Raw genomic sequence first — 22965 nt, forward strand, 5'->3', positions numbered from 1 at the left:
ATTTTATAGCGTTCTCATATCTCCTATAGTTCCCATTTTGCTGATTAGCTTAACTGCGTATTTAGTAGAATAAGGAGTATAACTTATGCCTCTTTATTAAGACCTTTCGGCAGTCCGCTCCAACTGAATTGTTAGGCTGCGTTTTACTTAGATTCCTTCCATCCTTCAATTATGGCTAACACAACATTCACATAATGATTATCTAGAAACTCTTCTATTGCTGCTTTCCCGCCAGCCTGTAAGGCATTTACTGCACGTTGTCTGAGGGTTGGAGTAATTTCTTTGGTAACAAACGCCTTCTTCTCTGCCTCAGTTGCAGTAGGATTAGTTGCTTCTAGCTGTTTGAGTAAATGCTGAATTTCTAATGCTGCCTCTGCAAGACTCTGTTTTTGGTCTTGATTATAATTATGCTGAATAACTTGCTGGCGGCTGCCAGATTGAGCAGTATCAACAAAATTGCCAATAGTAGAACTACGCATATCATACTTAGGAGCTTCTGCCATTAGTTTCTGAACCTCGTTTACTTTTTGAACCAAACTAAATAATTTGTTTATTTGTTCATCTTGTCTTTTAATTTCTTGATTGTAACGAATTATCTGAGCATCCTTGACAACAATTTCTACACTCTTATCGTTAAATTCGGCTCGATATTGTGCTTCCAAAAGACTGCTCGCAAATTTATAGCCCTGCATAAAGACACCATGAATAGTTGTTTTGTCAACCTTGGGAGAAACTCCAAGCCTAATAACAACTACACCATCATTTTTATTTTCTATGGTCTGAACTACAAGTTCAGCACCTTCGTGTTCATTTTTAGTTACCTCAAAAGCATAAGAGAAAGCTTTCCAGTTGATACCATCACGAAAAACCAAGTCAATTGTGTTTCTTAAATACTGAAATAGCTTGGTAAACTCCCCTGGTGCAAAGTTTTCATTAGGGTTATGCGGGCGACGTTCTATAAATTTAGGTCTTCCTTCTCTATATTCTTTTTTTAAGAAAACATAATCACAAATCACTCCGTCTAGATCAGTTTGGTCATGAATATGCCAATCTTCTAGACAAACTCCTGTGAATGTTGCACCGTAGAAGTTAGTTACTAAAGCCTGGATTCTGCTAAGATTCGCTCCACTAAGGTTAGCTTCACTAAAGCTGGCTCCACTGACATCCGCTCCACTTAGATCCGCTCCAATAAGGTTAGCTTCAAATAAAATGACTCCAGCAAGGTTAGCGTAGCGAAAGTCAACATTACTAAGATTAGAGTTAGAAAAATCGGCATTACTTAGGTCTACTACAATTTTTTCATTTTTGCTTCTCCAATCATTCCAAGTCTCTACACCTTGCTCGATAATTATAATCTGTTCCTCATTAGCCATATATGTATACTAAGTCTGCTTGACTAATAAAAAATTTATCATGAGTGCGCGATTATTTATCCCTACTGGTTTCTGAATTCACGCGATCCGCAACTTAATATTTTGAGCATATCTCAATATAAAAATAGGTTATCTTAGTTATAAATAATATTTAAACTCGCTGATAAAAGGGTTTTATTTTAGTATGAAAACCATCATTATCCATCCTAATTAAAGCCTCTAATGGTTGCAGGTTAGCGATTAAGTTAACTGCAAATCTAAATCTCCGCGCAACTTTGGTAACTTCTACCTGATCTACTCCCAAAACCATTTTAGTAGAGGAATTGGCTAGAACGGTATTAGAAATATCTGAATCCATTTGACTAGCGACAATTACCCCTAAACCAAATTTCCGGGCTTCGCTGGTGATTCTCTCAAGAGTGTTGGAAGATTTCACTTCTTTTACTTCATCCAAAATTACATAACAGCGAGGGACTCTCCCATCAATTTCTCCCATGAGTTTATGACTATCTAGAAGCTGTTTTAGCAGGGTTTCTGCGGCGATCGCACTTAAACCTGGTACTTTAGATAATGCTGATAAGTCAAATCGTACAAGGGGAAAGTTGATTGATGGCTGAGTTTTACTGAAAATCCCATATTTAAGAGTAGCTGCCAGTTTTACCAGTAATTTCTCTGAGTTCTTGCAACCACCTTCTAAACGACTTTGAAGTTCAGCTTCCAGGTCAGCAAAATTAGGAGGAACATTCTTCCAAGTTGACTGGTCTTTTTGAAAAATACCCCTATTTTCATAGCAACTTATAAAGGCATTTAAGGTTAAGCCTTGCTGATTTTCGCCCATTTTTAAGGACTTTCTCAGGATAGAAGAGACAGCGATCGCTTGTAAATCTGGGCCACCACCTTTTGGATCTAAATCAATGACCAAAGGATTTAAACCATAAGGTGACTCAGCATTAAGTGCATAGCAAACTTCGTTAGGCAGCTTTAAGTCACCATGAAAATCTGCGACAACTATTTTGATATCAGGAAATAATGATGGCAGTTCATGAGCGATCGCTTTTAAAGTCTGTGTCTTCCCGCTCCCAGAAGTCCCTAAAATAGCGGCGTGTCCATTCCGAAGTTTGGCGGGATTCCAGTAAACTTTGTCACCTAGTAAAATACCAGATGTATCAGTAACAGAGGTCTTTTTGGATTGATTAGGCTTTAAGGTGGCTGCTGGCAGTGGTTTGGACATTAGGTATTAGGTATTAGGTTAGGAGTTAGGAATTGGGCATTGAGCATTGGGCATGGGGTATTGGGTGGTGGGTGGGGGTGGAGGGAGGAATTGATTATTGACTGCTGCTATTAATTACCCTCATTTGTAATTGCCCTGTGGCAAATTCTTCACCCAGCTTATTTTGGACAATTGCGAGGGGTGCAGCTTCTAAGGTGATACTGGTGTCAGTTGCCCGAATAAAGGCGAATTGGTAGGGGTCACGGGGTAAACCCGAAGTTTCCAGCCCATCAACCGTTAACTGACCGGAGATGAATACCATCGCCCCAGTGCGGTTAAACTGTGCGATCGCACTTCCTATCGGCTCATCTTCCAAAGTCAGCGCCTCAATGTTAGTAATGGCAGGCTTTCCGACATCAGCCGTGATTTCCTCTAAGAATATTTGCGAGTCTGGCTCAGTCGATGCTTTGTAAATTCTCCCGTCGTCACTTTGAACTAAAAACCCTGTTCCTTGGACTTGGATAATTAAAAACTGTCCGTTAACCTTAGAGCGATCGCCCGTTCGCACCCCGCGAATGTTTGCCTTAATCAGGTGCGTACTGCCAGATTCATTAAAAATGTGCTGTACGCCAGAGGGGGACGCGATTAACCTGTTGAATTGGGTTAGGATTCCGCCTGAGTTGTTAATGTTGAATACCGCCAGAGCGATGGCAATCAGTAATATAAGGATGAAATACTCTGCATTACTTCCAGTCCTCAACCTCAGATTACGATTTCCTGGGCAAACACACCTTACAGGGCTGGGCCAGAACATTTCCACACCGCCGCGAGTAAACACGTCAGCGAACCAGCCGAAGAAATAGCCTACACTCAGGGCGTGAGCGAGATTTAGGAGATTGGGACTAAACAGCGCTGCGGTGTAACCGGCAATCGCGATCGCACCACTGGCAACCAAACTATGTGTACAGCTACGGTGTGGCATCCTGCTCTCAAAAAATCTACTTATCCAGGGGAGGACACGGCCGGCGGGTGATGTTGAGATGTCGATGTCGGGGAGTAAACCAGCGATCGCACCTGCTGCAATAATCGTCGGGCTAGCTGTTCCGAGCAGCAAACTGGTAGCCGTACCACTAATCAATAGGTGAGATATTCCTAGCACTAGCGTATCCTCCTATCTTCCGGTGGCAATTGATACAATACGCGGGAAATTCCCAGGAAGATAGCAGCTGCAATCCCTCCAAAAATATACAATGCTTGGTCGTTGGTTCCCAATCCAATGAATCGCATGATTATAAAACAGACACCTACTAAGAGTATTAAGGGTGTGATATCAAAATATCTCCTGTGATCAGCGCCCTCCATCTCTATCCCTAAATATTCCTCGTCTACAGCTCTCGCTGCCAACATGGGATTTCCCCCGGCGCGTTCTTGCAGTTTGGATAATTCGGAGGGTTTAAGAGTGATCGCTCTCTCCGCCGCCGCCTGCATCATAATCTCCCGAATTGCATACTCTGGCAGGGGTTTGAGTTCAATTCTAGGAATGTTGATAAAAACATCTTTTCGAGGTGGATCTGTTGCTAGAAGCAGCATAGGCGCACCATTTTTATGTAGCTGCTTAAGCCACATTCTGAATTCTGCACCACAAGCGTGTGCATCATCCACCACTAAAAAAGCTGTATTTTCGTCTAAGAAACCAGCGATCGCTCTCTTCAACTTGTCAGCTGTCAGTGACTTGCCCTCTAGGTCTTCTGTAGGGATATCAAATTGATGTGCTATTTCTAGCAACATTTGTTTAGGGGTGGCAGGCTCGATAAACGCCACGGTGAACCCATCGGCTTGCAGCTTCTCGACCACTGCGTTAGCTAGTACAGATTTACCACTACCATCCTCACCAGCTATGAGAATAGCGCCATTCGCTAGGAGTGAGGCTGTGGTGCGATTGAGTTCAGCTTGTCGGTAAATTCGGAACTCTCCAGGCGCAGGTATCTCTTCTATTGGTGTTGAGTCCTGAGTAGTCGAATTCTTAGAGGAAAGTTTTGAGGTGACTTTAGGGGCGATCGCTAATATCCCACCCATGCTTAATGCCAGTAATGAGAGGGGATTTAACCCATTAATTGCAATAATCGCCCCAGTTGCCAGCATTCCCAAAAACTTCAGGCCGCGCTGATAGAACCCATTGCGGCGTTGATCAATGAGTCTGCGTAGGCGAAAGGGTCGATGCAAGGCATTTCCCCCGATTCCTTGATTTTGGTTTTTAGCTCATCTGGTAATAGGTTTGGATTTTCAATAAAGTGACGGGCGAGTATGTTTTCTGCAATCAACGTACCAGCTGCTTTACCCTGTGCAGATTGTACGATAGCGGCGACATCATCAACTTGCCCTGAAGACTGCGATCGCTTCTGTTTAGGTGTATAAGTCGGAGTAATTTTCTGAGTTTCTGGTATTGCCAGACTACCTGTAGGTTCTGGCTGCTCGTTTTCTTCAATCGGGCCAGATGCTTCTGGGACTGGGTAGCCTTCCATCCGTCCAGTAGCTTTGATGTGGTCGTGTAGTCCGTCCATTTCGGCTATCTGGTCGGCATACAGATAAGCTTTACCGCCCTCCTTCCAGGTTGTAATCCGAAGGTATCGTGTCCTGGCATAAAAGGAATCGCGCTGAATTGAGTATTTTTTTTGTAATTCTAATATGGAAATTTTAGAAAAATTTTCTTCTTTTTGAGAGGATTCGCCGTCAATTGAGAGGGTATCTGGTTGGTTGTCTGCCATAATTTGCTTGTTGTATGCCAGTTTTTTACTCTATTATCTGGCGTACAGTCTGCCGGAGTGTACGGTAGGATTACGGGTTGTATTGTGAAGCTTCACCGGACAAGCAAAAAAATCAGTGTTGCGGTAATTGCTGATTGTGTCTTAGTTGCATTCAGAGTCTTTCCCTTTTTGCAATGTACCTAGCAACGTCCTGACAATGACGCATCGCTTCACGTTGCTAGGAGATGTAGAACTTCCAGAAATTGGTACAGCTGATACAATTTTTAATCCAGTTGGCTCAACTGTGCCAAAGCTTGCGCCTGGAACAGTCCCCAGATAATCGAATGTAATCTTTGTAGCTGAATTTAAAGTGTAAGATACTGAATCAGCAGTATTTTGACTGGTAAGATTTGCACCTAAAAGAAGCTTATCAGAGCTAACGCCTACATCCGCTCCTAGTAGTTTCCATGTACTGATTTGATTAAATGGCAAATCGCTGCCATCACCTTTTTTAGTACGATAAATAGCAACCTCTGTATTTTCGGTTGTGCTGTTTTTCTGAAAACTGACACTGTAACTAAGTTTTTCTTTTTTAGCTTCGCGTTGTGCTTCTTGCAATGCGGCAAAAACAGCGTCATTAGCCTTATTTATCTGCTGCCGATTTACAAACGCAAGCCAACTAGGAGCTGCGATCGCTGCTAAAATCCCGATGATTAGGATCACAACTATTAATTCTATTAAAGTAAAGCCCGTGTCCCTTGTATTATGCATATCATCATGTCGTTCAGTATCCCGCCATTATAAATTCTCAATCGGTTTCACGGGTATATGGTCATCAGGTGAGGGGATAGGCCCAGATGTCGTTGCTGCGGTAATTACGGTTTACCAATTATAGTTACCGCACTTGTACCAGCCTGCTTTGCCTGTTCATAAGCAGCGTTGATTGCAGCCATCTGCTCATCAGAACCGCCGTTATCTGGATGATGTTGTCGTGCTAGTTTCACGTATGCTTCCCTCACTTCATCTTCGGTTGCACGGGGACTAACACCAAGCACATCCCACCATTTTTTTTCTTGCTGTGGTGGTAGTGCTTGATACCCAGCAAATGCTTGCTCAACACTTCCCACTCCCCATCTCTCCATTCCGCGCATAGCTGCAATGTGCAAGCCAATTGCTCTGAGATTATGTTTTACCTTACGCCATCTGTCGCAGCACAAAGCATAGTTTTTATCTTTGATTTTGAAATAAACAGCAACGCCTGGATCGTCTGGTTCTTTGGGCCTTGCATAAGGTAAACCGTCTTGGCGCGTTGGTACATTGCTAGAAATGATAATATTCTTTGCTCCCAACAGCCGAAGCTCGTTAACCCACATTCCGCACTTCAATATGTAGCATAAAATGCTACGCTAGAACTCTCTAGTGCGAGTAAATAAAAATACTCATAAGCTTTAAGTAAGCCAGTATTAAGAATAAGCCGGGAGTTACGAAGTATACAGAGAGTTCCGTAGACTATGAATACTTAGTTTCAAGCTTTTTAGAAAACTCAATATGTAAGGATTCAGGTCGGGGGTAGTTGACAGAGGTAACATGATGGGAGAGCATCAGTTTCATGAAGAAGAAAGTGCCGCCACAGCAAAGTGATGACGAACTGTACCAATTGTCAAAGAAGGAATTGGTAGAGACAATTAAGGCACTAAGTACGGAGATAGCACGACTCAAAGAAATAATCAATCGAGACAGCGCAACTTCATCAAAGCCACCTTCCCTTGACATCATTAAGAAATCAGAGAAAAAGAAATTAACTTTATATAGTTTGCCAGAGGAAACAAAAAGAAAACCAGGTGGACAACCAGGACATAGGGGAAAAACCCGTAAAGGTTTTGGGAGAGTAGATAGAATCGAAGTCCTGTGCCTAGAAATATGTCCAGATTGTGGTGGAACCCATTTGGATGATGCAGAAAACCTGGAAATAAAACTTGTAGCACAATTTGTTGCCAACCCAATTGAAATAGTCGAATATCGCCGGGTTCAAAGCCAATGTAGGCACTGCGGAACCGTCAGCGCTGCCAACTGGAGTGATGAAATCATACCGGGACAAGACTTAGGGGTACGTTTACAAGCAATAAGAAAGCTGGTTAGGCAATTATGCTCATATGCCGTACACAAAAATTCGAGAGTTGATTCAAGAATTAGGACAAATCGATATTGGCGAGGGAACTCTAGTCGCAACCAATCAAAGAGTTGCACAAGCAATAGAAACACCAGTTGAACAATTGAGGAACTGGGTAAAAACCGAGCAGCCAAATGTCCATGTAGATGAAACACCGTGGACAGTCAAAGGAGTAAAAGAATGGTTGTGGGTTGTTGCACACAAAGCATTTTGCTTATTTCGTGCCGCAGATACACGCTCGCGGGCAGAACTTGAGTCCTTGTTGGGAACTGAGTATAGTGGGGTTCTCAGTAGTGATGACTTTAGTGTTTACAATGGGTATCGTGTGGCAGCACAACAGAAGTGTTTAGCCCATATGCTTCGGCATTTCAAGAGTTTGATTAAATCTCCAGGTAAAAACAATACTGCTATTGGTGAGGCCTTCGTTGATTTAATCAATGATATATTCAGGAATTATCGTTCGTTTCAAACTTCGGGTGATATCAAAGCCTACACCGAATGGGCTGGTGAATTTAAATCTCAGTTAAGCGTCGCTTTTAATCAATGGATACCAAAAGCGGGAGCAACAGCTTTGAACCTGTTGTCTAAGCTACGTGATAAATACGACCAGTGGTGGTATTTTCTTGACCATCCAGAAGTACCTCCTGATAATAACTTGGCAGAACACTCGTTACGACTAGCTGTTACTAAACGAAAAATTAGTGGTGGTTCACGATCGCTGTGTCGATTTGGCCATACTGCAAGTCTATTGACTGTCGTGCAAACTTGTCGTTTTCAGCAACGTTCTGTTATTGACTTCTTTGGAGAAGCATTACGTGCATCTGTTGGTCATATAATTCCCTACCCTTCGCTGATTCCTTTTTCTGCGACCTGAATCCTTACCTACCAGTAATGCGAGTTAATATATTCTCAATTCCTACAGGGTTAGCAAAATAAACACTTCTTCCGTAATCTACATTAAATTCTTGGAAACTATGAAATAAATTTGCACCTCTAATTGCCCCCTTTTCTATACGGTCACTGAGTGCATCAACCGGGGCCACAACTGAGCTTTCTTTACCTAATGTATTATCAGGGTTAAGTTGGGCATTAGTTTGCTGCGCCTGGGTTTTGCTAGCCAAGCCACTGACAATTAACCAACCCAGCAACCCTGCCAATCCGAACTGCAAACACTTGTGTAATCTGTATTTTTTTGTCATAGGGTGCTATTTACCCGATTTGTTTAAGTATCCAATAGAATTGCACCTTTAGATCATACATAAGTAAATATTTATTAATTATGCAGTTTTCTGCAATGAGACGATCATGTTCCTGCATTCTACAGGTATAAAAACTGCACGCAAACAAGCAGAAAAGGTCGATGTGTGCCATGAATATGTCGGATATTGTGTAACTCATCGGCAACAGTAATATTACTGCCCTTGTACCAATGAGGTGATCGAAGATTTATCCAAATGTCTTTGCTTTAACTCGATTTAGATCAAGATAAAAATCAGTTTTTGCTGCAATAGTATCTATTCTCCAGCAGCTAATTCCAACATATCTAAATCTGTTGGGCTAGAAAATTGCAGTGGGCTGTTGGTATGACTGATAAAGTGTTAGATGTATATCAATAGTTTGCTCTTTAACCTGGATGCAGCTACTCGTGGCGGTATTGATACCAAAAAACTGACACAATGACGATCGCGTTTGAGGTGGTTGCTGCTGGCAGTAGTTAGCTAATTTTGGCAGAATTCCCATGTTGACTTGACCGACACTTTATTTATGTCAGCAATGCTTTCAACTTTTACATAACTTTTTTACTCTGTACAGTGTACTTTGTTGATTCCAAAGTATTTTGATACTGACAAAACCTAATTTATTAACTCAGGTCTTAATTTAACCCACTCTCAATACTTTTAGGTTAAGCATAAAGGGGAAAGTTCAAGGGTTTTAATTCACCTTTACTCCTTACCCGAATGGCACTAAGTTTAATTATTTGTTAAGGCAAGCAGGAGGAGACAAATAAATAAGTGTATTTCAGGATATTTCAGTAGTAGATAATACTAATAATTTCTCTTTACTCTCCCTGCCTCCCTGATTTTCTTAGTGGCATTCCTCCTTGCCCTTTACGCTTATCCGAAAAGTATTGCATAACTTCCAATTAGGACAGATAAATCTAAGAGTGTATTTTAGTGTAGACAAAAAGCATCATAATTTTACGGGAGTAAGTATTGCAGATATTAGAACTCTTGCAAAAATATTTTGTGGTATGATTAAAGGTTTGGCAATTTGTGATTAGGACTTTGAGGAGCAGTGAAAATAGAGAAAGCCAAGCAGCTTACTGCAAAAAAATTTAAGCGAATGACTGGAGTGAGCCGTAAAACCTTTGAATTAATGGTTGATGTGGTTAAAGCTGATGCTCAAAAGAAGAAGAAGCCTGGCCGCCGTCCTAAATTAATTATTGAAGACCAAGTTTTAATGGTCATCCAATATTGGAGAGAGTATCGCACTTACTATCACATTGGATTAGATTTTGAGCTTTCAGAATCTGCCGTTTGCCGAATAGTTTTTAAAATAGAAAACATTTTAATTAAGTCCAAAAAGTTTAGTCTACCAGGGAAAAAAGAATTATGGAAAATATCATCTGAAGAAGATTTAGTCGTAATGGATGTTACCGAGAGTCCAATAGAAAAGCCTCAGAAAGGCCAGAAAAGGTATTTTAGTGGAAAACAAGGGGAACATACTTTAAAAACACAGGTAGTAATCCGCCAAAAAAGCAGTCAAATCATCTGTTTAGAGCATGGTTGGGGGAAAATTCATGATTTTAGGCTATTTAAAAACAGTGGAGTGAAATTTGGAGAATTACTCAGAGTGATAGCAGATAAAGGCTATCAAGGAATTGCTAAGATTCATCAATTAAGTGAAACACCGATTAAGAAACCAAAAGGAAAAAAGTTGACGAAAGAACAGAAAAAATACAATCGGGAACTCAATCGATTAAGAATTGTTGTTGAACACGTAAACCGTCGTTTAAAGATATTTAAAATTTTGTCTGATAGATATCGAAATCGTCATCGCCGTTTTGGGTTAAGGTCGAATTTAATTGCAGGAATTTATAATCACGAATTAGCTCTATAAATCGGATTAAAAAATCAAGTTAACAATTAACTTCAGTAATTAATTAATAGCTGGAATAATGTTTGCTGTCAAAAATTTTAATTAGCGATCGCTTGATAACACTTCATAGAAAAAATTGATAATTTCTTCCTATTTTAATCGCCAAAACTGAAAGAAAAATAACTAAAGATTATACCACAAAATATTTATGCAAGAGTTCTATTGCAATTACTGTTTTTTGTCTGCTTACCTATCCATTCAAAGCAAAAATATCTTAAAAAATTATTAATTAACTATGAATACATACCATGTTGCAATCATTGGTGTTGGTCCTCGCGGTCTTAACATCCTGGAAAGAATCAAGGCTATATTTGAACAACAATTAATCGAAATGGAGCTTGTCGTACACCTGATTGATCCGGGTGAACCTGGACAGGGTACTCATGTTGCAAATCAGCTAGACTACTTCTTAATCAACACAATTGCTGGGCAAGTCACGATGTTTAGTGATACCACAGTTACGAATGCCGGAATTGTTGTCAAAGGACAATCGTTATTGGAGTGGGCCAGTGAGCAAGGATATAGATATGCCGATGGTTCTTACATCAAAGCTTGTCAAGAAGGTAGATCCTTGTCAGAGAATGACTATCTACCGCGGTCTATTTTGGGTGCATATTTAACAAGTGTATTTGATAAAATCGTCTATTCTCTGCCTTCAAACATTAAGTTACGTCATTATAGATGTCGTGCCGAGAATTTAGTTAACGGTAAGGATGATTGCATTGATGTGGTTTTAGAAGAAGGTTATAAACTGGCAGTTAATTTCGTATTTATTACAATTGGTCACAGCCAAAGCAAACCCGATTTTGAAGAACAAAAAATGTCCGAGAAAGTCCTAGCTTGCGGAAGACATAACCCTCACCTAGCATATTTCCATAATCCTTATCCAATTACTAAGTTGACCTCAATTAGTCCTCAAGCAAGCGTTGTAGTGCAAGGAATGGGATTAACTGCATACGATGTCATAGCACAACTCACTATTGGGCGCGGTGGCCGATTTATCGGTAACACTCCCGAACAAATTTGGTATAAGCCAAGTGGCAGAGAGCCGCAAATAATGATTTATTCACGCCAGTCATTACCTTTCAGTGGTCGAGGTGTCAATGAGAAAGGAATTAGTGGGCAGTATCAGGCAAAATTTTTCACCCAACAGCAGATTGACCAACTTCGTCAGCGAGCATTTCAAATAAGAAGAACTTACCAACTTGATTTTTTTGAAGAGCTTTACCCTGTCTTATTTAAAGAAATGTGTTATGTCTATGAAGTCACAAAATTAGGAGTCAGAGAATTAAATCCCCAGTTATACGCACCTTCGGAAGAAGTTAAACATGCAATAGAGTATATCTTTAATCCGTTAAGAAATAGCGATTTTAAAGACCATAATGATTTTGAAACATTTATTTTAAAACTCTTGGAAGATGACATAGTTCAAGCCTTTGGCGGAAATGTCAGCAATCCGCTCAAAGCAACTACGGATATGCTACGCGACGTTAGAGATAATTTACGCTATGCGGTCGATTATGGTGGACTTACACCTTCATCTCATAAGAGATTTTTAAAAGAGTTTTGCCCCATTATAAATCGTATTGCAGTGGGACCTCCCAAGGAGCGCAACATTGAGCTTCTGGCGCTTCTTGAGGCTGGAATAGTCAAACTAGGCCCGGGACCTAATTCAACATTAGAGTTTTCCGAACAGGACTCAAAATTCTTATTAAAATCGACTCAACTACGCTCACCGAGTGTCAATTCTTTTGACGTGCTAATTAGGGCTAAACTTGACTCATTCTATCCAACAACTGATAGATCAAAACTGATTAAAAATCTCTTGAGATCCGGAATGGTAACACCTTACAAAAATGGTGCATTCCATCCCGGAGGGATTGCAATAGATGAATCTCAAAACATCGTCACTAGAGATGGGAAAGTCTATAAGAACATCTGGGCTTTAGGTGTCCTTGTAGAAGGCCCTAATTTTTATACCTATGTACTACCTCGCCCTTTCGTTAATTCTAAAGCGCTGCAAGACGCAGGCCGATGCGTCCTCGCAATGTTGAACCAAATTGTATGTCATGAAACTCGGCCGCTTCATGAAGCAAAACTGGAGAATTGAATTGACTTTATTTAACTAGCCAGTATACATGCAGTATCAATAGTCAATCTAACAACTCAAAGAAAAATATGCAAAGAAGATCATTTTGTAAGTCAATGCTAGGCATAGGTTTGGGAGCTTTAACTCTGAAACATGGATTTGCCATAGGACACGATAAGACAAAGACCTATGTTCTAGTTCACGGAGCTTGGAGCGGTGGTTGGTGCTGGAAACGATTAACTACTCTCTTGAGGAATAGCGGTCATGAGGTATCTAGTCCGACCTGCACTGGTGTCGGCGAGCGCGCACACCTGAATACTAAAGCAGTTGGCTTAGGTATTTGGATTCAAGATGTGGTAAACCATATTGAACAAGAAGATTTCAGCGAGATCATACTCGTCGGTAGCGGTTTTGGCGGAGTAGTAATCACAGGAGTCGCAGATAGGATTCCTAAACGTCTCAGAAAACTTGTTTACTTAGATGCGCTAGTGATTCACAATGGCAACAGTGCATTTGATCAATTGCCGCCAGATGTAGTTGCTAATCGTTTGAGGCAGGTTGAGAAAGAAGGAAATGGAATAAATATTCCCGTTCCATCTGTCGAGAGCTTTGGTTTGAAAAACCTTAATGACATACAGTGGGTAGCCAGTAAGTTGAAGCCGCAACCTGTTAATACCTACATGGAGAAGTTAAGTTTAAAGGGGTCTATCGGCAACGAATTGCCAAAAGTTTATATTGACTGTACTAGTCCACCATTTAAGCCGCTTATAGAAGTTAAGAGGCGTATCAAAACTGAAAAAGACTGGGATTGGCGCTCAATTAATACTAGCCATGATGCAATGATATCTGCTCCTAAGCTTGTTCAAGAAATTCTTCAGGAACTTTAGCATGAGTATTAGAAATGCCATCTAAATATTTGCTTCAACTAAAGAACCAAAATATTGTACTTATCTCATTGAATCTTCTGTGTCTAACCACTGTTGCAACTATAGTACTCACGTTTAACTTCATACCTAAAATGGGCGCAACTGGGTTTGAAACTACAGTATTGCTGATTGCGTTCTTATTATTTTTTGGAGTGATGCGTAGTTCCTGGCAAGGCAAGACATCTGCGACACTGGCGCTTGTAATCTTTTGTATTGTATTAGTCGCAGTTGTAACTCTGCATATTCACCTCAATTTTTATGATGGGATGACCCGTTATCGATCCGTCATTGAATTATTGATAGGAATAGCCTTGATGCGGATTGTTTTTATGCGGGCTGTATTAGAGAGACCCCTAAGATCGCTTCTTAGCAGTGTGAAACCGTCGTGGCGATCACTTGTACTTACTACTATTGTTTGTCTTCTAGCATTACCTCTAAGCCTTGCTAGCATAGCTATTGTCACATCTCTTCTCAAGGATATAATTCGTCCACGACACGCTACCGCTGTTGTCACTATGCGAGCAGTCTGTGCAACTATGTTCTTGATCCCGACTACGGTGGGGTCGGCAGCGGTGAGTGTGTCACTACCGTCTTTAGATACGGTTGACTTAATGTTTAAAGGCATTCCTCTGTTTGCAATTGCATTTGTGGGTTGCTGTTTTCAAAAAATGGAAGTTGAGCCGCCAAAAGCTATAGAAAAAAATCATATTCAAGCCAAATCAATTGCTGTGATTATATCTTTCTGGAGCTTTCTTAGCTTTTTTATTTTAGTACTACATAGCAACCCGATCCAAGCTCTTACCCTGTCAGGAATTTTGTTGTTCCTTTTAGACAGTTTGTGGTTTAACAAGCGCAATGTCATGACTGTTCTAAGTGAGGTTAGAGGTTCTGTAGGGAATACTTCGCCAGAGATGATGCTGCTTTTAGCTTGTGGGTTTTTAAGTGTTTTGCTTTCTCAGGTAACTCTTCCTGATATAGTTGTGTCTATCTTACAAAGAATCTCTTTTAATCCGGCATTTTCAGTAGCATTAATCGTGTTTGTGCTGCCAGCAATTTCAATCTTAGGAATACATCCCCTAATTTTGTTTAACGTTTCGTTTCCCTTGATTGATAGTTCACTTTTCGGAAGTACCTCAAATCAGTATTTGGTTTGGGTTACTATGTTTATCACAGCCCAGCTAGTTTCACCCGTATCAATCAGCGCACTTATGGCTGCTAACAGTCTATCACTCAGTCCTAGCAAAACCAGCTTTAGGATTCATATTAGATACGCATTGTTCTTAAGTGCATGTGTTTGGGCATACGTTTTATTAACACGCTGATTAGTTTACCCACCTGCTAAAATTAAGGGGACTATATGCGATATGTAAATATCAAGATTAGCAAGTTCATTTCAATATTGCGTAAAGTGAGTGAGTTAAGGAAGTTTCATTGAAGTGATCGCTTTTGGACAACAAGTTATTTGTTGAATTGTTGTATCATTTCTGTGCTTTCCAATCAATCTTGTACTCCCTTTCGACAGCCTCTAGCAGTTTAGCCTGCAAGGAGGACAAATACGGTTTGGCTTGGTTCCCCAACCCCTGCAATAGCCAATCCACAGCCTCGTCATGGGTAGCCACTTGATGCAATCGCCGCAACCTCAAACATAACTGTTGCATGAATCTACAATCTTCATCAAGCAATTCCAGTAACTTCAAGTGTTCAATCTTCACGGTATAGTAGCCGTCCCAGGTCTGGACTGTACAACTGTATTGCCCAACGTGATTTACTACTCCCCAATAACCCGCTTTACCTCTCAAGTCTGGGTTATCTTTGGGCAGAAGAATGCATATTTCACCAATATGGTAAGGATTGGGTACTTTCGTGCTTTCGCGTATCCTATCCACAACGTCTTTCACTATGCGACCGGATGGAATCTTATTGCCTTGCCAGCTTGCTCTACTGCCTGTTGCCATACATCCGCTTGCACAGCCGATTCCAACTCGGCTTTCGCCAAAAAACGCAATTGTCGTTCATTGGTCGGCATTGAAATTTGCCGACCAATGGTCGGCAAAAACTTAATTATGATTCCCATAAACCGCTTTACCAAAGTGGTGTGTTAACTCCAAGAGCGATGCCAACTCCAGTCGGAGACGCTGCGCGAACGGCAACGTCTTCTCTACGAAACGCTACGCGAACGACGAACGCCCCTTCAAATCTGCGTCAGTATGAATGCCGAGTGAATGCATCTTCGCCGCCGTCACCTCTCCAATACCGTAAAACTTTTCAATTCTTCGCTGTTCTACAAAGGCGATCGCAACTGCTTGCTGCAACCACACCTCGCTGGCTAGGACTCAGGGCAAACGCATCTAAATATTGACGAGCCTGAATCAGAGTGGAATTGAGCAAAACCTAAATTAAGTGAAAAATTGCGAGCAAGCGCAAAAATTTGAGGAAAAGGGGTAGTGCGAATTTTAGATTTATCTTCGCCTTGGGTAACGTCTCGAACATAGTGGACTTCACAGAGTTTCATGAAAGCCTTCCCCGCCTCAAAAAATGCCCTCTCCACTTTCCTCTCTAAGTGCAAGCGATCGCTAATTTCCTGCTCGGTTAATTCTGGAACCCACCTTCCGCACCCTAACTGTCACAGATCAGCAAAAAGCAGACAGAGTAGTACATAGGAACCAAGAAACATAAAAAAGAAAGCAGGGTTAAGGGGGTAAATGAGCAATCGAACAGAGAGTTACGCTAAGGCTGTAACCCATACTGGATAAGCATTCTGTTAATCGATATTTTTTGCAATTCTGGCATCACCGTGCCAAAACGCTAAAATTGTCCGCTAAGGCTGAAAGCCTTAGCCAGTAAGCATCTTAGTTACTCATTTTCTCCAGCAGCGGTGAGTGGCTGTTCGCCCTTTTGTAGCAATGGAACAGGAATGTAGTTTAGTTTGCACTTGGTGACAGCTTCGCCATATCTTCCCCTGGGAGAAGAGCATCCCGATGTCGCCACCAGTTACAACAACCTGGCAGCACTCTACAAATCCCAAGGACAGTACAGCGATGCCGAACCACTGTATAAAAAAGCTTTGGATATTGCTGAACTGAGCTTAGGGGTAGATCATCCCAACACAGCCAATATCCGTGAAAATCTGAAATCCTTGCGCGATAATTACGCTTAACCTCAGTGTAGTAAAAAATTATAAATTATCTAGTAGTGCCGCGTTACACCTTTGAGCCATTACGTGTAATTACTAACTATTGGCGGCAAGCTACGCTCCAAAACACCTTAACACTATTAGACCTTTATAGTATTAAGACATAATTTAATTAGAGTTTAAGCTGTTGTTTCAAGTCTTCTGTATCCTTCATCTGACTCCAATCAATATCACTATTCCGCAACAGTTCGACAGCCACACCAATTAGATGCTGAGGATAAACGCGATCGCCAGGGGGAACTGGCTCTAGATTATTGTCTCGAACTGTACGAGCGGTATCACTGAGCCATTCATGTTGTTCGCGGCTGATTTTGATGTTGATGGAAACAGGTTTTTCCTTTGATGCTGGTGCTGTCTCCTTAACTGACATCGGTTCAGGTATAGATTCCTGCGGCGACTCGGTTGTTTCTTTCTGGCTGGCTTTGATGCCAGAGAACTGGCTGAGTTTCATACCGCCCATCTTACTTTTTGTCATATACTATTAGACCTTTATACTATTAAATAATTAACGGTTAATAAGATACTACTTCCACGATTTCAAGCATTCTTTAGCTAATGACTGATAAGCCCTAGCACCACTGGACTTAGGCGCGTACTCATTAACTGGTTTTTGTTGTGCTATCGATTCAGCAACAGCGATATTCTCTGGAATTGTTGTATGGAGAAGACAATAGTTTAAATCTGCTGCTGCCTCAATCAACAAATCATCAGCTTCCTTAGTCAGAACTAATCGAGGCTTGTAACGCACCCTCATCACATCAATCTTGATGTCTGCCCTCTCACCTCGAATTAATTCAACCGCTTCGGACAACCCTTTGAGTGCTGCTGGTTCGCATAAAGTTGGGATCAGAACGCGTGAGCTTGCAAGAATCGCCTGCACAGATGCCACCCCTAAACTAGGCGGACAATCCATCAAACAGACATCGAAGCCAGTCAATTTAGATAACGCTGGGGTAAATAAATCATCCTTGGCTGTTAAGCGAAACATCCCAATGTCCCCAGGAATGAGCGAAAGGTGTTTTACCTGAGTTGCTAGGGGAGTAACAGACTTCTTATCAGTCAGCCAGTCTAAAGTAGTTGGACTCTTACCGTCCATGCCCAGACCAAATGAAGCAGTTCTTTGCCCATCTAAATCTATCAGCAGCACCTGGCGCTTGGGACTAGCTAAGGCGGCTCCTAGATTTATAGTGGTGGTACTTTTGCCTGTCCCGCCTTTAAAGTTGAATACTGCGATTTTCAACACTTGTTTATCCATATACATTTAATACCTTAATAAATTAACACTATTAAGATAAAATACTATATTAGTCTAATACGTTATGACGTTTATAGGATGTTAAAAATAAATCCTTTAGAATTGCCGTTTGTGTCTTTTCAGGAGCGCAAAATCTTACCAGCCAGCCCAGGAATATATTTTGCTATCTCCAGTAATGATGAGATTTTATACATTGGCAGAAGTACTAATTTGCGTAACCGATGGAAAAGCCATCACCGAGCGGTGCAGCTTAAATCGCAAAGTGAAGACATCCGGCTAGCTTGGTTGCAAGTTGATGATGAATCGCTGTTATCAGAGATTGAGGCTGCATTAATTGAGCATTTTGCTCCTGCTTTCAACAATACTCATTTACCAAACGGGATTATTCGGCTCACGGTAGACTTGCCCAAATCAATGCACCGTAAGCTGTCTGTGTTAGCTGCGAAGACAGGGAGGAAAAAAGCCGAGATTGTGAGGCTTTTGCTGGATGAAGCGCTTCAGAACGTAGAAGAGTAAAGTTCTATTTAAGAAGTATTTATGAGGCGATCCAGTTGTAATGACTGCGATCGCCTACTTTTTATGGCTTAAGTTGCTGGACTATCAGCGCAGGGCGAACGCATCTTATTTACTAATAAAAACTAAAAAAGATTTCAAAATGATATAGATAATCCTAAAAGTTGCTATGACTATAAATAAAATAAATCAATAAGCTACCCAAACTATAAGTTTAGCTTATATCTAGGTAAATCGCTATCTACTAATACTAAGAAATTCATTAATTGGGGACATCAAAGTATGCTTGTCTGGAGAAAAAGCGAAACTTGACGTAATGTGATTTGAATGATAATTTCAGTAGACCGAAAACTTTTGCGATCGCTAAAAAATAGTAGTGTATGATACCGTTTTTTGGGAAATATACAAAGGGTGATTGCGAGGATTAATTCATAAGCTAAGATTATGAATTAATCGCTTAAAATCAACCCAAACCAGGCTAAGTCAGATAAACTTCACAAGCTACCCCATAGTAGCGGTCTATTGCTTGACGTAAAAATTCAAGCATCTGTTTGAGGGTAAATAGATGAGAAAAAACTTGCCTAGAACTTCTTTTTAATCGGCTAAGATAATGCCATACCAAATAAATCCAAACATTGATAATTAGAAAAGCCAAAGCCACAAATAAAAACCGAATGATGGGATTTTTAACAGTAGTTTTAACCCGGCACTGGTTTTTCATTCGGTAGCTGCTTTAAATCCCAAAACGAAGGCGATAGTCGTCATGTATAAGGATGTAAAGATAGCTGTGCTTTATGGACGGCATAAATAAAAAACTCGCGTCCAAGCGAAAAGTCTTTTACCGTTTTTATATGTACAAACTATCCACACTTGAAAAGTAACCGACCCATATTTATCGCTGTTTAAAGTGTAAGAGGTTTTATAACTGCGGCGACCTCTAATCAACTGTCTAGTTCCTCCATTTTTACCTCGAATAATAGTCGGCATTTCAAATGAGATATCCAGAGCTTGTAACCAACGAATCACAGGCACACAAAAGAACTCCCTATCTAAATACAATCGCTCAATTTTTAACTTAATTGGCTCAATCAGTGCTAAAAGATAAGTTAAAATTGCTACTTTAGTGTCTTGTTGTCGAACAGCTTTGATGGCTAAGGTTACTCGTTTATGCTTCTTAATTACATACAAAGTAGCATAAGCATAAAAAGAACAAGTACCGCTTTTAGCTTTACTTCTATAAATATATGGTGCTTCTGATGCTGATGGTTCACCATAATATGGAATTAAGTTAAAATCAATGGCAATTTTTTGTTTTCCTTGTCGAATTCCATAGCTAAAATCAGAGTTTTAGGTGAGCATGTACATCGGAAACTGAAGATATTTAAAATTTTGTCCCTTACTTATAGAAATCGTCGAAAAAGATTTAGTTTGAGGTTTAATCTGATTGCTGCTCTCTACAATTACGAGCTTCATCTCCCCCAAACCGAATTTGCCTGACCGACTTTTGCAAGAGGTCTATTGCTTAGAAAAACATAATATATTGCTTCATGATTACTTAAATTAAATGTCATTAGTTATACCCTTGTAGTAGCAGCTTAAAAGATTGATATTAGAGAAGTAGTTTAAAAATATAGCTTGTCTGTCTACTACATGAATAAAAAATGGGCTGCTAAACGACTTACAATCAATCTCACATCCAGGGCGAACGCATCATGTCAATAAGACTACTATCTTGTCAATAAACCTAAAACTAATCTCATTAAGCTTTGTTTATTGACAAAGGAATAGAAATTGCTAATACCCTTAAGAATATCTTCGTTAAAAATGTTATTTCATCAATCCAACTATTTTGTTATGTGGTGCTTTTGACTGCCTACTCACTTTGAGTTTGGCAATACTTACTACGTAAGCGATCGCAGTACAACACTCTTCTCGCCTACTTTTTGCTGCAATACCAGCACAGCTAGGTAAAGCCAGTTGGCTTTAACCCTGACAAAAGTTATGTAGGAACTCTATTCATGGGCGGCTTTGATGCTCTCACCCAAAACTCCACTAACTTTTCTGTGAGTGGGAATAACAAATCCAGTTGGACAAAGTAGGTTTGTATACCTGGTGACATTATCTGCAAGGAGGTTATTAATTTGGCGAAAAACCAAAAACTTATACTTGCCCACTATTTACCAGTTACAAACAGACTGTTGGTCAGTTAAAAGCTGGTTTGGTTGCAGCCAGACCAGCTCTCAAATCCAAATACATTAACAAAAGGAAGGAAAAAATGGCTAACAAAGCCAATTCTAAGCAAACTAACTCTAATAATAAGCCAAAGGCTGACCTGCCCAAGGTTAACCTCGCTACAAGAGTGAAAAATACTTTGGGAAAAACAACGCTCAAAGTAACTTCACCTCCTGTTTTAATAGCTGGCATCGTTGTTAGCGGACTTGTTGGAGCAGTAGTAGCTCAACGCGTTCTTTCTGTAGTTGAGTCATCTAACTGCGGAGCATCAGTAAACTTCAAGTCTTCTCCTTCGTCTCTTTTGGACTTTCAACTTAAAAAGGAGGCTTGCAGCAAACCACCTGAAACAGCAGCTAAATAGGAAACACGTTTCCGAAATGAAGGCGATCGCTCTGGTCGCCTTTCCTCTTTCCTGCAATAAGACAGAAACTAAAGGGGAATCAAAAACGAAACGTGTGGCGCTTTTCAATGGACAAGGCGATCGCACTGGGTCGCCTTTTCCTCTAAGAAACTGATCTCTTCCCTCACTCTTTGATCCAGCCTGTGGTTCTGGTTCTGTTCTGGAAGAATCACTTTTTCTAGACTCAAAAGCAAAGGCGATCCAGTCTGTGGCTGCGATCGCCTTTGTTTATATGCGAAGGCAATTAGCGACGGCTGGCAGCATCCGCAGATGTCTCACTTGAAGATGGTAATTAGGTGAGCGATCGCATCTGATGAAATTGGGGGTTAATAATGCTCACACTCTTGGTATCCTTGCTTGAATCCCTCGATCATAACTGACAGATGCCCCGCCAACCTCGTGACCTAAAAGCAGGATATTGTTACCACATCACCACCCGTTGCAATAACCGTGAGTTTCACTTGAATCGTCGTGAATGTCGGGAGGTTTTTCTATATGCCATTAGAAAAGCATTGAATAAGTTTAAATTCAAGCTCTATGCTCTGTGCATTATGAGTAATCACGTTCACTATCTACTTGAACCAGAACAACCGGAAGACCTCCCCAAAATTATGCACTGGCTCAACTGGTACACTGCCATGTGCTTTAATCGAATGCTAAACCGCACAGGGCAATAACTCTTAGGGTGACGGCGCTAGCGACGGTGCCAGGTATCGAAATCGCCCAAATGCCTATGCTTTCGTAGGAAGTGCTTTTGTTAATAGATTGTTACAAAAGACTGTGATGCTTTGATGCTAAAGTTTTCACTGATCAAGAGGGACTCCTACCAGCGCCAAAAAAGTGGCGAATGTTACAAAATTGGCGTTTAATTGCAAATTAATTTTATAAGAAATATGTTACTATTACTTGTAGCGATAGACTTTTAGAATTTCGTCCCGTTTTAGCGCTAGAATATGCGTGCGGGGCAAAATTATCATAGGCATTTGCAAGCTGCCCCCTCCATAAGGGCAGCTTTGCTGCTTAGGAGCGAAAATTAAAGTATTTAGGACGGAGTTCTAGAAGTCTATCGCTAGCTTCAGGCTTTTTCCTTCTACTGGACTTCTCGCTACAAGTTCCGCTAGTCCAACTAGAACTAAAAACTATGAATTTTTTAAACGGATTAGTCTGTAGCTCAACCGAGCCTGAGAATCCTAAAGAAGACCCTGACAAGGAAAAAGCTCCTTGGGATTGGCGAAAATTGATTGAGACGATGAAAGACGTAGGTTCTGTTGTCTCTGTTGTTATTTCTCTACTTAAAATCCTCCAGGATCTAGGTCTACTTCAATGAAGGCGGATCGCTCCCATCACTCCCCTGTCCCGTTGGTGGTGTTGGTGTATTGGTGATGGGTGCGTAGTTTACCGCCGTAGGCATCGCCCTACTATCCTCTAAGAATGAAGGCGATCGCGGTTTGGGGGTGCGATCGCTCTTTTCCTCTAAGAAAAATTACTACTTTTTACCTGTTCTAAGAAAGTAGGTAATGAAGATTTCAATGAACTATCTACCACAATCTCCTTTCTTTTTACTGGAGTTTAGACTAGTTCGCGGTGCGAAACTCCAAACCTTTATGGCAACAGCTATACATCAAATATAAGCGCACCCATCCAAAACTTAACCTCTTAATTTATAGTACTTTTGAACTAAATATCTCCTCAGAGAAATCA

General features: G+C 40.8%; 25 protein-coding genes and 2 pseudogenes. 12 read left to right on the forward strand and 15 right to left on the reverse strand.

Annotated elements, in window-relative coordinates:
* Positions 1–143 precede the first annotated feature (143 nt).
* The 7 genes from LC653_RS32245 to LC653_RS32275 all read right to left on the reverse strand — a co-directional run bounded on the left by LC653_RS32245 (position 144) and on the right by LC653_RS32275 (position 6700).
* Positions 144–1373 carry a pentapeptide repeat-containing protein gene (locus LC653_RS32245; RefSeq protein ID WP_229498683.1) on the reverse strand — a complete coding sequence of 410 codons (1230 nt, stop codon included), beginning with the start codon at positions 1371–1373 and terminating at the stop codon, positions 144–146.
* A gap of 151 nt (positions 1374–1524) precedes the next feature.
* Positions 1525–2604 carry an ATP-binding protein gene (locus tag LC653_RS32250; protein ID WP_229498684.1) on the reverse strand — a complete coding sequence of 360 codons (1080 nt, stop codon included), beginning with the start codon at positions 2602–2604 and terminating at the stop codon, positions 1525–1527.
* A gap of 94 nt (positions 2605–2698) precedes the next feature.
* Positions 2699–3742 carry a metal-dependent hydrolase gene (locus LC653_RS32255; protein ID WP_229498685.1) on the reverse strand — a complete coding sequence of 348 codons (1044 nt, stop codon included), beginning with the start codon at positions 3740–3742 and terminating at the stop codon, positions 2699–2701.
* Positions 3742–4806, reverse strand: a complete 1065-nt coding sequence (locus tag LC653_RS32260) for an ATP-binding protein (protein WP_229498686.1) — start codon at positions 4804–4806, stop codon at positions 3742–3744. The genes LC653_RS32255 and LC653_RS32260 overlap by 1 nt, the downstream gene beginning before the upstream one ends.
* Positions 4737–5348, reverse strand: coding sequence for a hypothetical protein (locus LC653_RS32265; protein WP_229498687.1), 612 nt, complete (start codon positions 5346–5348; stop codon positions 4737–4739). The genes LC653_RS32260 and LC653_RS32265 overlap by 70 nt, the downstream gene beginning before the upstream one ends.
* A 141-nt stretch (positions 5349–5489) precedes the next feature.
* Positions 5490–6098: a prepilin-type N-terminal cleavage/methylation domain-containing protein gene (locus tag LC653_RS47025; protein WP_308189175.1), complete on the reverse strand. Its 609-nt coding sequence runs from the start codon at positions 6096–6098 to the stop codon at positions 5490–5492.
* Between the two features lie 104 nt (positions 6099–6202).
* Entirely contained in the window at positions 6203–6700 is a 498-nt protein-coding gene (locus tag LC653_RS32275; protein ID WP_229498688.1) for a J domain-containing protein, read from the reverse strand.
* 236 nt (positions 6701–6936) lie between these two features.
* Here LC653_RS32275 and tnpC point away from each other — a divergent pair.
* Positions 6937–8371, forward strand: a pseudogene (gene tnpC, locus LC653_RS32280) (IS66 family transposase).
* A 4-nt stretch (positions 8372–8375) separates the two neighbouring features.
* Here tnpC and LC653_RS32285 read toward each other — a convergent pair.
* Together LC653_RS32285 and LC653_RS32290 are read right to left on the reverse strand one after the other, a co-directional pair.
* Positions 8376–8696, reverse strand: coding sequence for a two-partner secretion domain-containing protein (locus LC653_RS32285; RefSeq protein ID WP_308189176.1), 321 nt, complete (start codon positions 8694–8696; stop codon positions 8376–8378).
* A 358-nt stretch (positions 8697–9054) separates the two neighbouring features.
* Positions 9055–9237 carry a hypothetical protein gene (locus LC653_RS32290; protein ID WP_229498689.1) on the reverse strand — a complete coding sequence of 61 codons (183 nt, stop codon included), beginning with the start codon at positions 9235–9237 and terminating at the stop codon, positions 9055–9057.
* A 555-nt stretch (positions 9238–9792) separates the two neighbouring features.
* Between LC653_RS32290 and LC653_RS32295 the strand changes: the two genes are divergently transcribed.
* The 4 genes from LC653_RS32295 to LC653_RS32310 all read left to right on the forward strand — a co-directional run bounded on the left by LC653_RS32295 (position 9793) and on the right by LC653_RS32310 (position 14993).
* Positions 9793–10617 carry an IS5 family transposase gene (locus tag LC653_RS32295; protein WP_229498690.1) on the forward strand — a complete coding sequence of 275 codons (825 nt, stop codon included), beginning with the start codon at positions 9793–9795 and terminating at the stop codon, positions 10615–10617.
* A gap of 274 nt (positions 10618–10891) precedes the next feature.
* A complete protein-coding gene (locus LC653_RS32300) occupies positions 10892–12766 on the forward strand; it encodes an FAD/NAD(P)-binding protein (protein ID WP_229498691.1) in 1875 nt (624 codons plus the stop codon).
* A gap of 68 nt (positions 12767–12834) precedes the next feature.
* Positions 12835–13632, forward strand: a complete 798-nt coding sequence (locus LC653_RS32305) for an alpha/beta fold hydrolase (RefSeq protein ID WP_229498692.1) — start codon at positions 12835–12837, stop codon at positions 13630–13632.
* A gap of 14 nt (positions 13633–13646) precedes the next feature.
* Positions 13647–14993, forward strand: a complete 1347-nt coding sequence (locus LC653_RS32310; RefSeq protein WP_229498693.1) for a hypothetical protein — start codon at positions 13647–13649, stop codon at positions 14991–14993.
* A 156-nt stretch (positions 14994–15149) separates the two neighbouring features.
* On the opposite strand, the gene LC653_RS32315 is transcribed toward LC653_RS32310, so the two are convergent.
* The gene (locus LC653_RS32315) at positions 15150–15557 is read right to left on the reverse strand and encodes a hypothetical protein (protein WP_229498694.1); all 408 of its coding nucleotides are present in this window, start codon (positions 15555–15557) and stop codon (positions 15150–15152) included.
* An 11-nt stretch (positions 15558–15568) separates the two neighbouring features.
* The gene (locus tag LC653_RS32320) at positions 15569–15697 is read right to left on the reverse strand and encodes a hypothetical protein (RefSeq protein ID WP_443689864.1); all 129 of its coding nucleotides are present in this window, start codon (positions 15695–15697) and stop codon (positions 15569–15571) included.
* A 6-nt stretch (positions 15698–15703) separates the two neighbouring features.
* On the opposite strand from LC653_RS32320, the gene LC653_RS47995 reads away from it, so the two are divergent.
* Together LC653_RS47995 and LC653_RS32330 are read left to right on the forward strand one after the other, a co-directional pair.
* Positions 15704–16030, forward strand: a complete 327-nt coding sequence (locus LC653_RS47995) for a hypothetical protein (protein WP_443689865.1) — start codon at positions 15704–15706, stop codon at positions 16028–16030.
* Positions 16031–16606: 576 nt separating this feature from the next.
* A complete protein-coding gene (locus tag LC653_RS32330) occupies positions 16607–16828 on the forward strand; it encodes a tetratricopeptide repeat protein (RefSeq protein WP_372478254.1) in 222 nt (73 codons plus the stop codon).
* A gap of 148 nt (positions 16829–16976) precedes the next feature.
* Here LC653_RS32330 and LC653_RS32335 read toward each other — a convergent pair whose 3' ends face one another.
* Together LC653_RS32335 and LC653_RS32340 are read right to left on the reverse strand one after the other, a co-directional pair.
* Positions 16977–17339, reverse strand: coding sequence for a hypothetical protein (locus tag LC653_RS32335; RefSeq protein ID WP_229498697.1), 363 nt, complete (start codon positions 17337–17339; stop codon positions 16977–16979).
* 48 nt (positions 17340–17387) lie between these two features.
* Positions 17388–18119, reverse strand: a complete 732-nt coding sequence (locus LC653_RS32340) for a ParA family protein (protein ID WP_229498698.1) — start codon at positions 18117–18119, stop codon at positions 17388–17390.
* Between the two features lie 78 nt (positions 18120–18197).
* Between LC653_RS32340 and LC653_RS32345 the strand changes: the two genes are divergently transcribed.
* The gene (locus LC653_RS32345) at positions 18198–18635 is read left to right on the forward strand and encodes a GIY-YIG nuclease family protein (protein ID WP_229498699.1); all 438 of its coding nucleotides are present in this window, start codon (positions 18198–18200) and stop codon (positions 18633–18635) included.
* A 475-nt stretch (positions 18636–19110) separates the two neighbouring features.
* On the opposite strand, the gene LC653_RS32350 is transcribed toward LC653_RS32345, so the two are convergent.
* Together LC653_RS32350 and LC653_RS32355 are read right to left on the reverse strand one after the other, a co-directional pair.
* The gene (locus LC653_RS32350) at positions 19111–19353 is read right to left on the reverse strand and encodes a hypothetical protein (RefSeq protein ID WP_229498700.1); all 243 of its coding nucleotides are present in this window, start codon (positions 19351–19353) and stop codon (positions 19111–19113) included.
* Positions 19354–19424: 71 nt separating this feature from the next.
* Positions 19425–19820 (reverse strand): hypothetical protein, encoded by a 396-nt coding sequence (locus LC653_RS32355; protein ID WP_229498701.1) that lies wholly within the window; start codon positions 19818–19820, stop codon positions 19425–19427.
* A 144-nt stretch (positions 19821–19964) separates the two neighbouring features.
* On the opposite strand from LC653_RS32355, the pseudogene LC653_RS32360 reads away from it, so the two are divergent.
* The 4 genes and pseudogenes from LC653_RS32360 to LC653_RS32375 all read left to right on the forward strand — a co-directional run.
* Positions 19965–20129: pseudogene (locus LC653_RS32360) on the forward strand (IS5/IS1182 family transposase); the annotation flags it as partial.
* 778 nt (positions 20130–20907) lie between these two features.
* The gene (locus LC653_RS32365) at positions 20908–21225 is read left to right on the forward strand and encodes a hypothetical protein (RefSeq protein WP_229498702.1); all 318 of its coding nucleotides are present in this window, start codon (positions 20908–20910) and stop codon (positions 21223–21225) included.
* Positions 21226–21647: 422 nt separating this feature from the next.
* Complete coding sequence (locus LC653_RS32370) at positions 21648–21941, forward strand: transposase (protein ID WP_229498703.1); 294 nt, start codon at positions 21648–21650, stop codon at positions 21939–21941.
* Positions 21942–22405: 464 nt separating this feature from the next.
* Entirely contained in the window at positions 22406–22591 is a 186-nt protein-coding gene (locus LC653_RS32375; protein ID WP_229498704.1) for a hypothetical protein, read from the forward strand.
* Positions 22592–22965 lie beyond the last annotated feature (374 nt).

It is taken from the genome of Nostoc mirabile CHAB5784, assembly GCF_020829645.1.
In the GTDB taxonomy this organism is placed as follows: Bacteria; Cyanobacteriota; Cyanobacteriia; order Cyanobacteriales; family Nostocaceae; genus Nostoc; species Nostoc mirabile.

Excerpts from the sequence above, each read along its gene's own strand:
- LC653_RS32290 (WP_229498689.1), bottom strand. The coding sequence starts at position 9,237 with ATGGGAATTCTGCCAAAATTAGCTAACTACTGCCAGCAGCAACCACCT.
- LC653_RS32340 (WP_229498698.1), bottom strand. The coding sequence starts at position 18,119 with ATGGATAAACAAGTGTTGAAAATCGCAGTATTCAACTTTAAAGGCGGG.
- LC653_RS32335 (WP_229498697.1), bottom strand. The coding sequence starts at position 17,339 with ATGACAAAAAGTAAGATGGGCGGTATGAAACTCAGCCAGTTCTCTGGC.
- LC653_RS32345 (WP_229498699.1), top strand. The coding sequence starts at position 18,198 with ATGTTAAAAATAAATCCTTTAGAATTGCCGTTTGTGTCTTTTCAGGAG.
- LC653_RS32265 (WP_229498687.1), bottom strand. The coding sequence starts at position 5,348 with ATGGCAGACAACCAACCAGATACCCTCTCAATTGACGGCGAATCCTCT.
- LC653_RS32365 (WP_229498702.1), top strand. The coding sequence starts at position 20,908 with ATGGCTAACAAAGCCAATTCTAAGCAAACTAACTCTAATAATAAGCCA.
- LC653_RS32350 (WP_229498700.1), bottom strand. The coding sequence starts at position 19,353 with ATGAAAAACCAGTGCCGGGTTAAAACTACTGTTAAAAATCCCATCATT.
- LC653_RS32245 (WP_229498683.1), bottom strand. The coding sequence starts at position 1,373 with ATGGCTAATGAGGAACAGATTATAATTATCGAGCAAGGTGTAGAGACT.
- LC653_RS32320 (WP_443689864.1), bottom strand. The coding sequence starts at position 15,697 with ATGCCGACCAATGAACGACAATTGCGTTTTTTGGCGAAAGCCGAGTTG.
- LC653_RS32375 (WP_229498704.1), top strand. The coding sequence starts at position 22,406 with ATGAATTTTTTAAACGGATTAGTCTGTAGCTCAACCGAGCCTGAGAAT.
- LC653_RS32285 (WP_308189176.1), bottom strand. The coding sequence starts at position 8,696 with ATGACAAAAAAATACAGATTACACAAGTGTTTGCAGTTCGGATTGGCA.
- LC653_RS47025 (WP_308189175.1), bottom strand. The coding sequence starts at position 6,098 with ATGCATAATACAAGGGACACGGGCTTTACTTTAATAGAATTAATAGTT.
- LC653_RS32370 (WP_229498703.1), top strand. The coding sequence starts at position 21,648 with ATGCCCCGCCAACCTCGTGACCTAAAAGCAGGATATTGTTACCACATC.
- LC653_RS32300 (WP_229498691.1), top strand. The coding sequence starts at position 10,892 with ATGAATACATACCATGTTGCAATCATTGGTGTTGGTCCTCGCGGTCTT.
- LC653_RS32250 (WP_229498684.1), bottom strand. The coding sequence starts at position 2,604 with ATGTCCAAACCACTGCCAGCAGCCACCTTAAAGCCTAATCAATCCAAA.
- LC653_RS32275 (WP_229498688.1), bottom strand. The coding sequence starts at position 6,700 with ATGTGGGTTAACGAGCTTCGGCTGTTGGGAGCAAAGAATATTATCATT.
- LC653_RS32310 (WP_229498693.1), top strand. The coding sequence starts at position 13,647 with ATGCCATCTAAATATTTGCTTCAACTAAAGAACCAAAATATTGTACTT.
- LC653_RS32305 (WP_229498692.1), top strand. The coding sequence starts at position 12,835 with ATGCAAAGAAGATCATTTTGTAAGTCAATGCTAGGCATAGGTTTGGGA.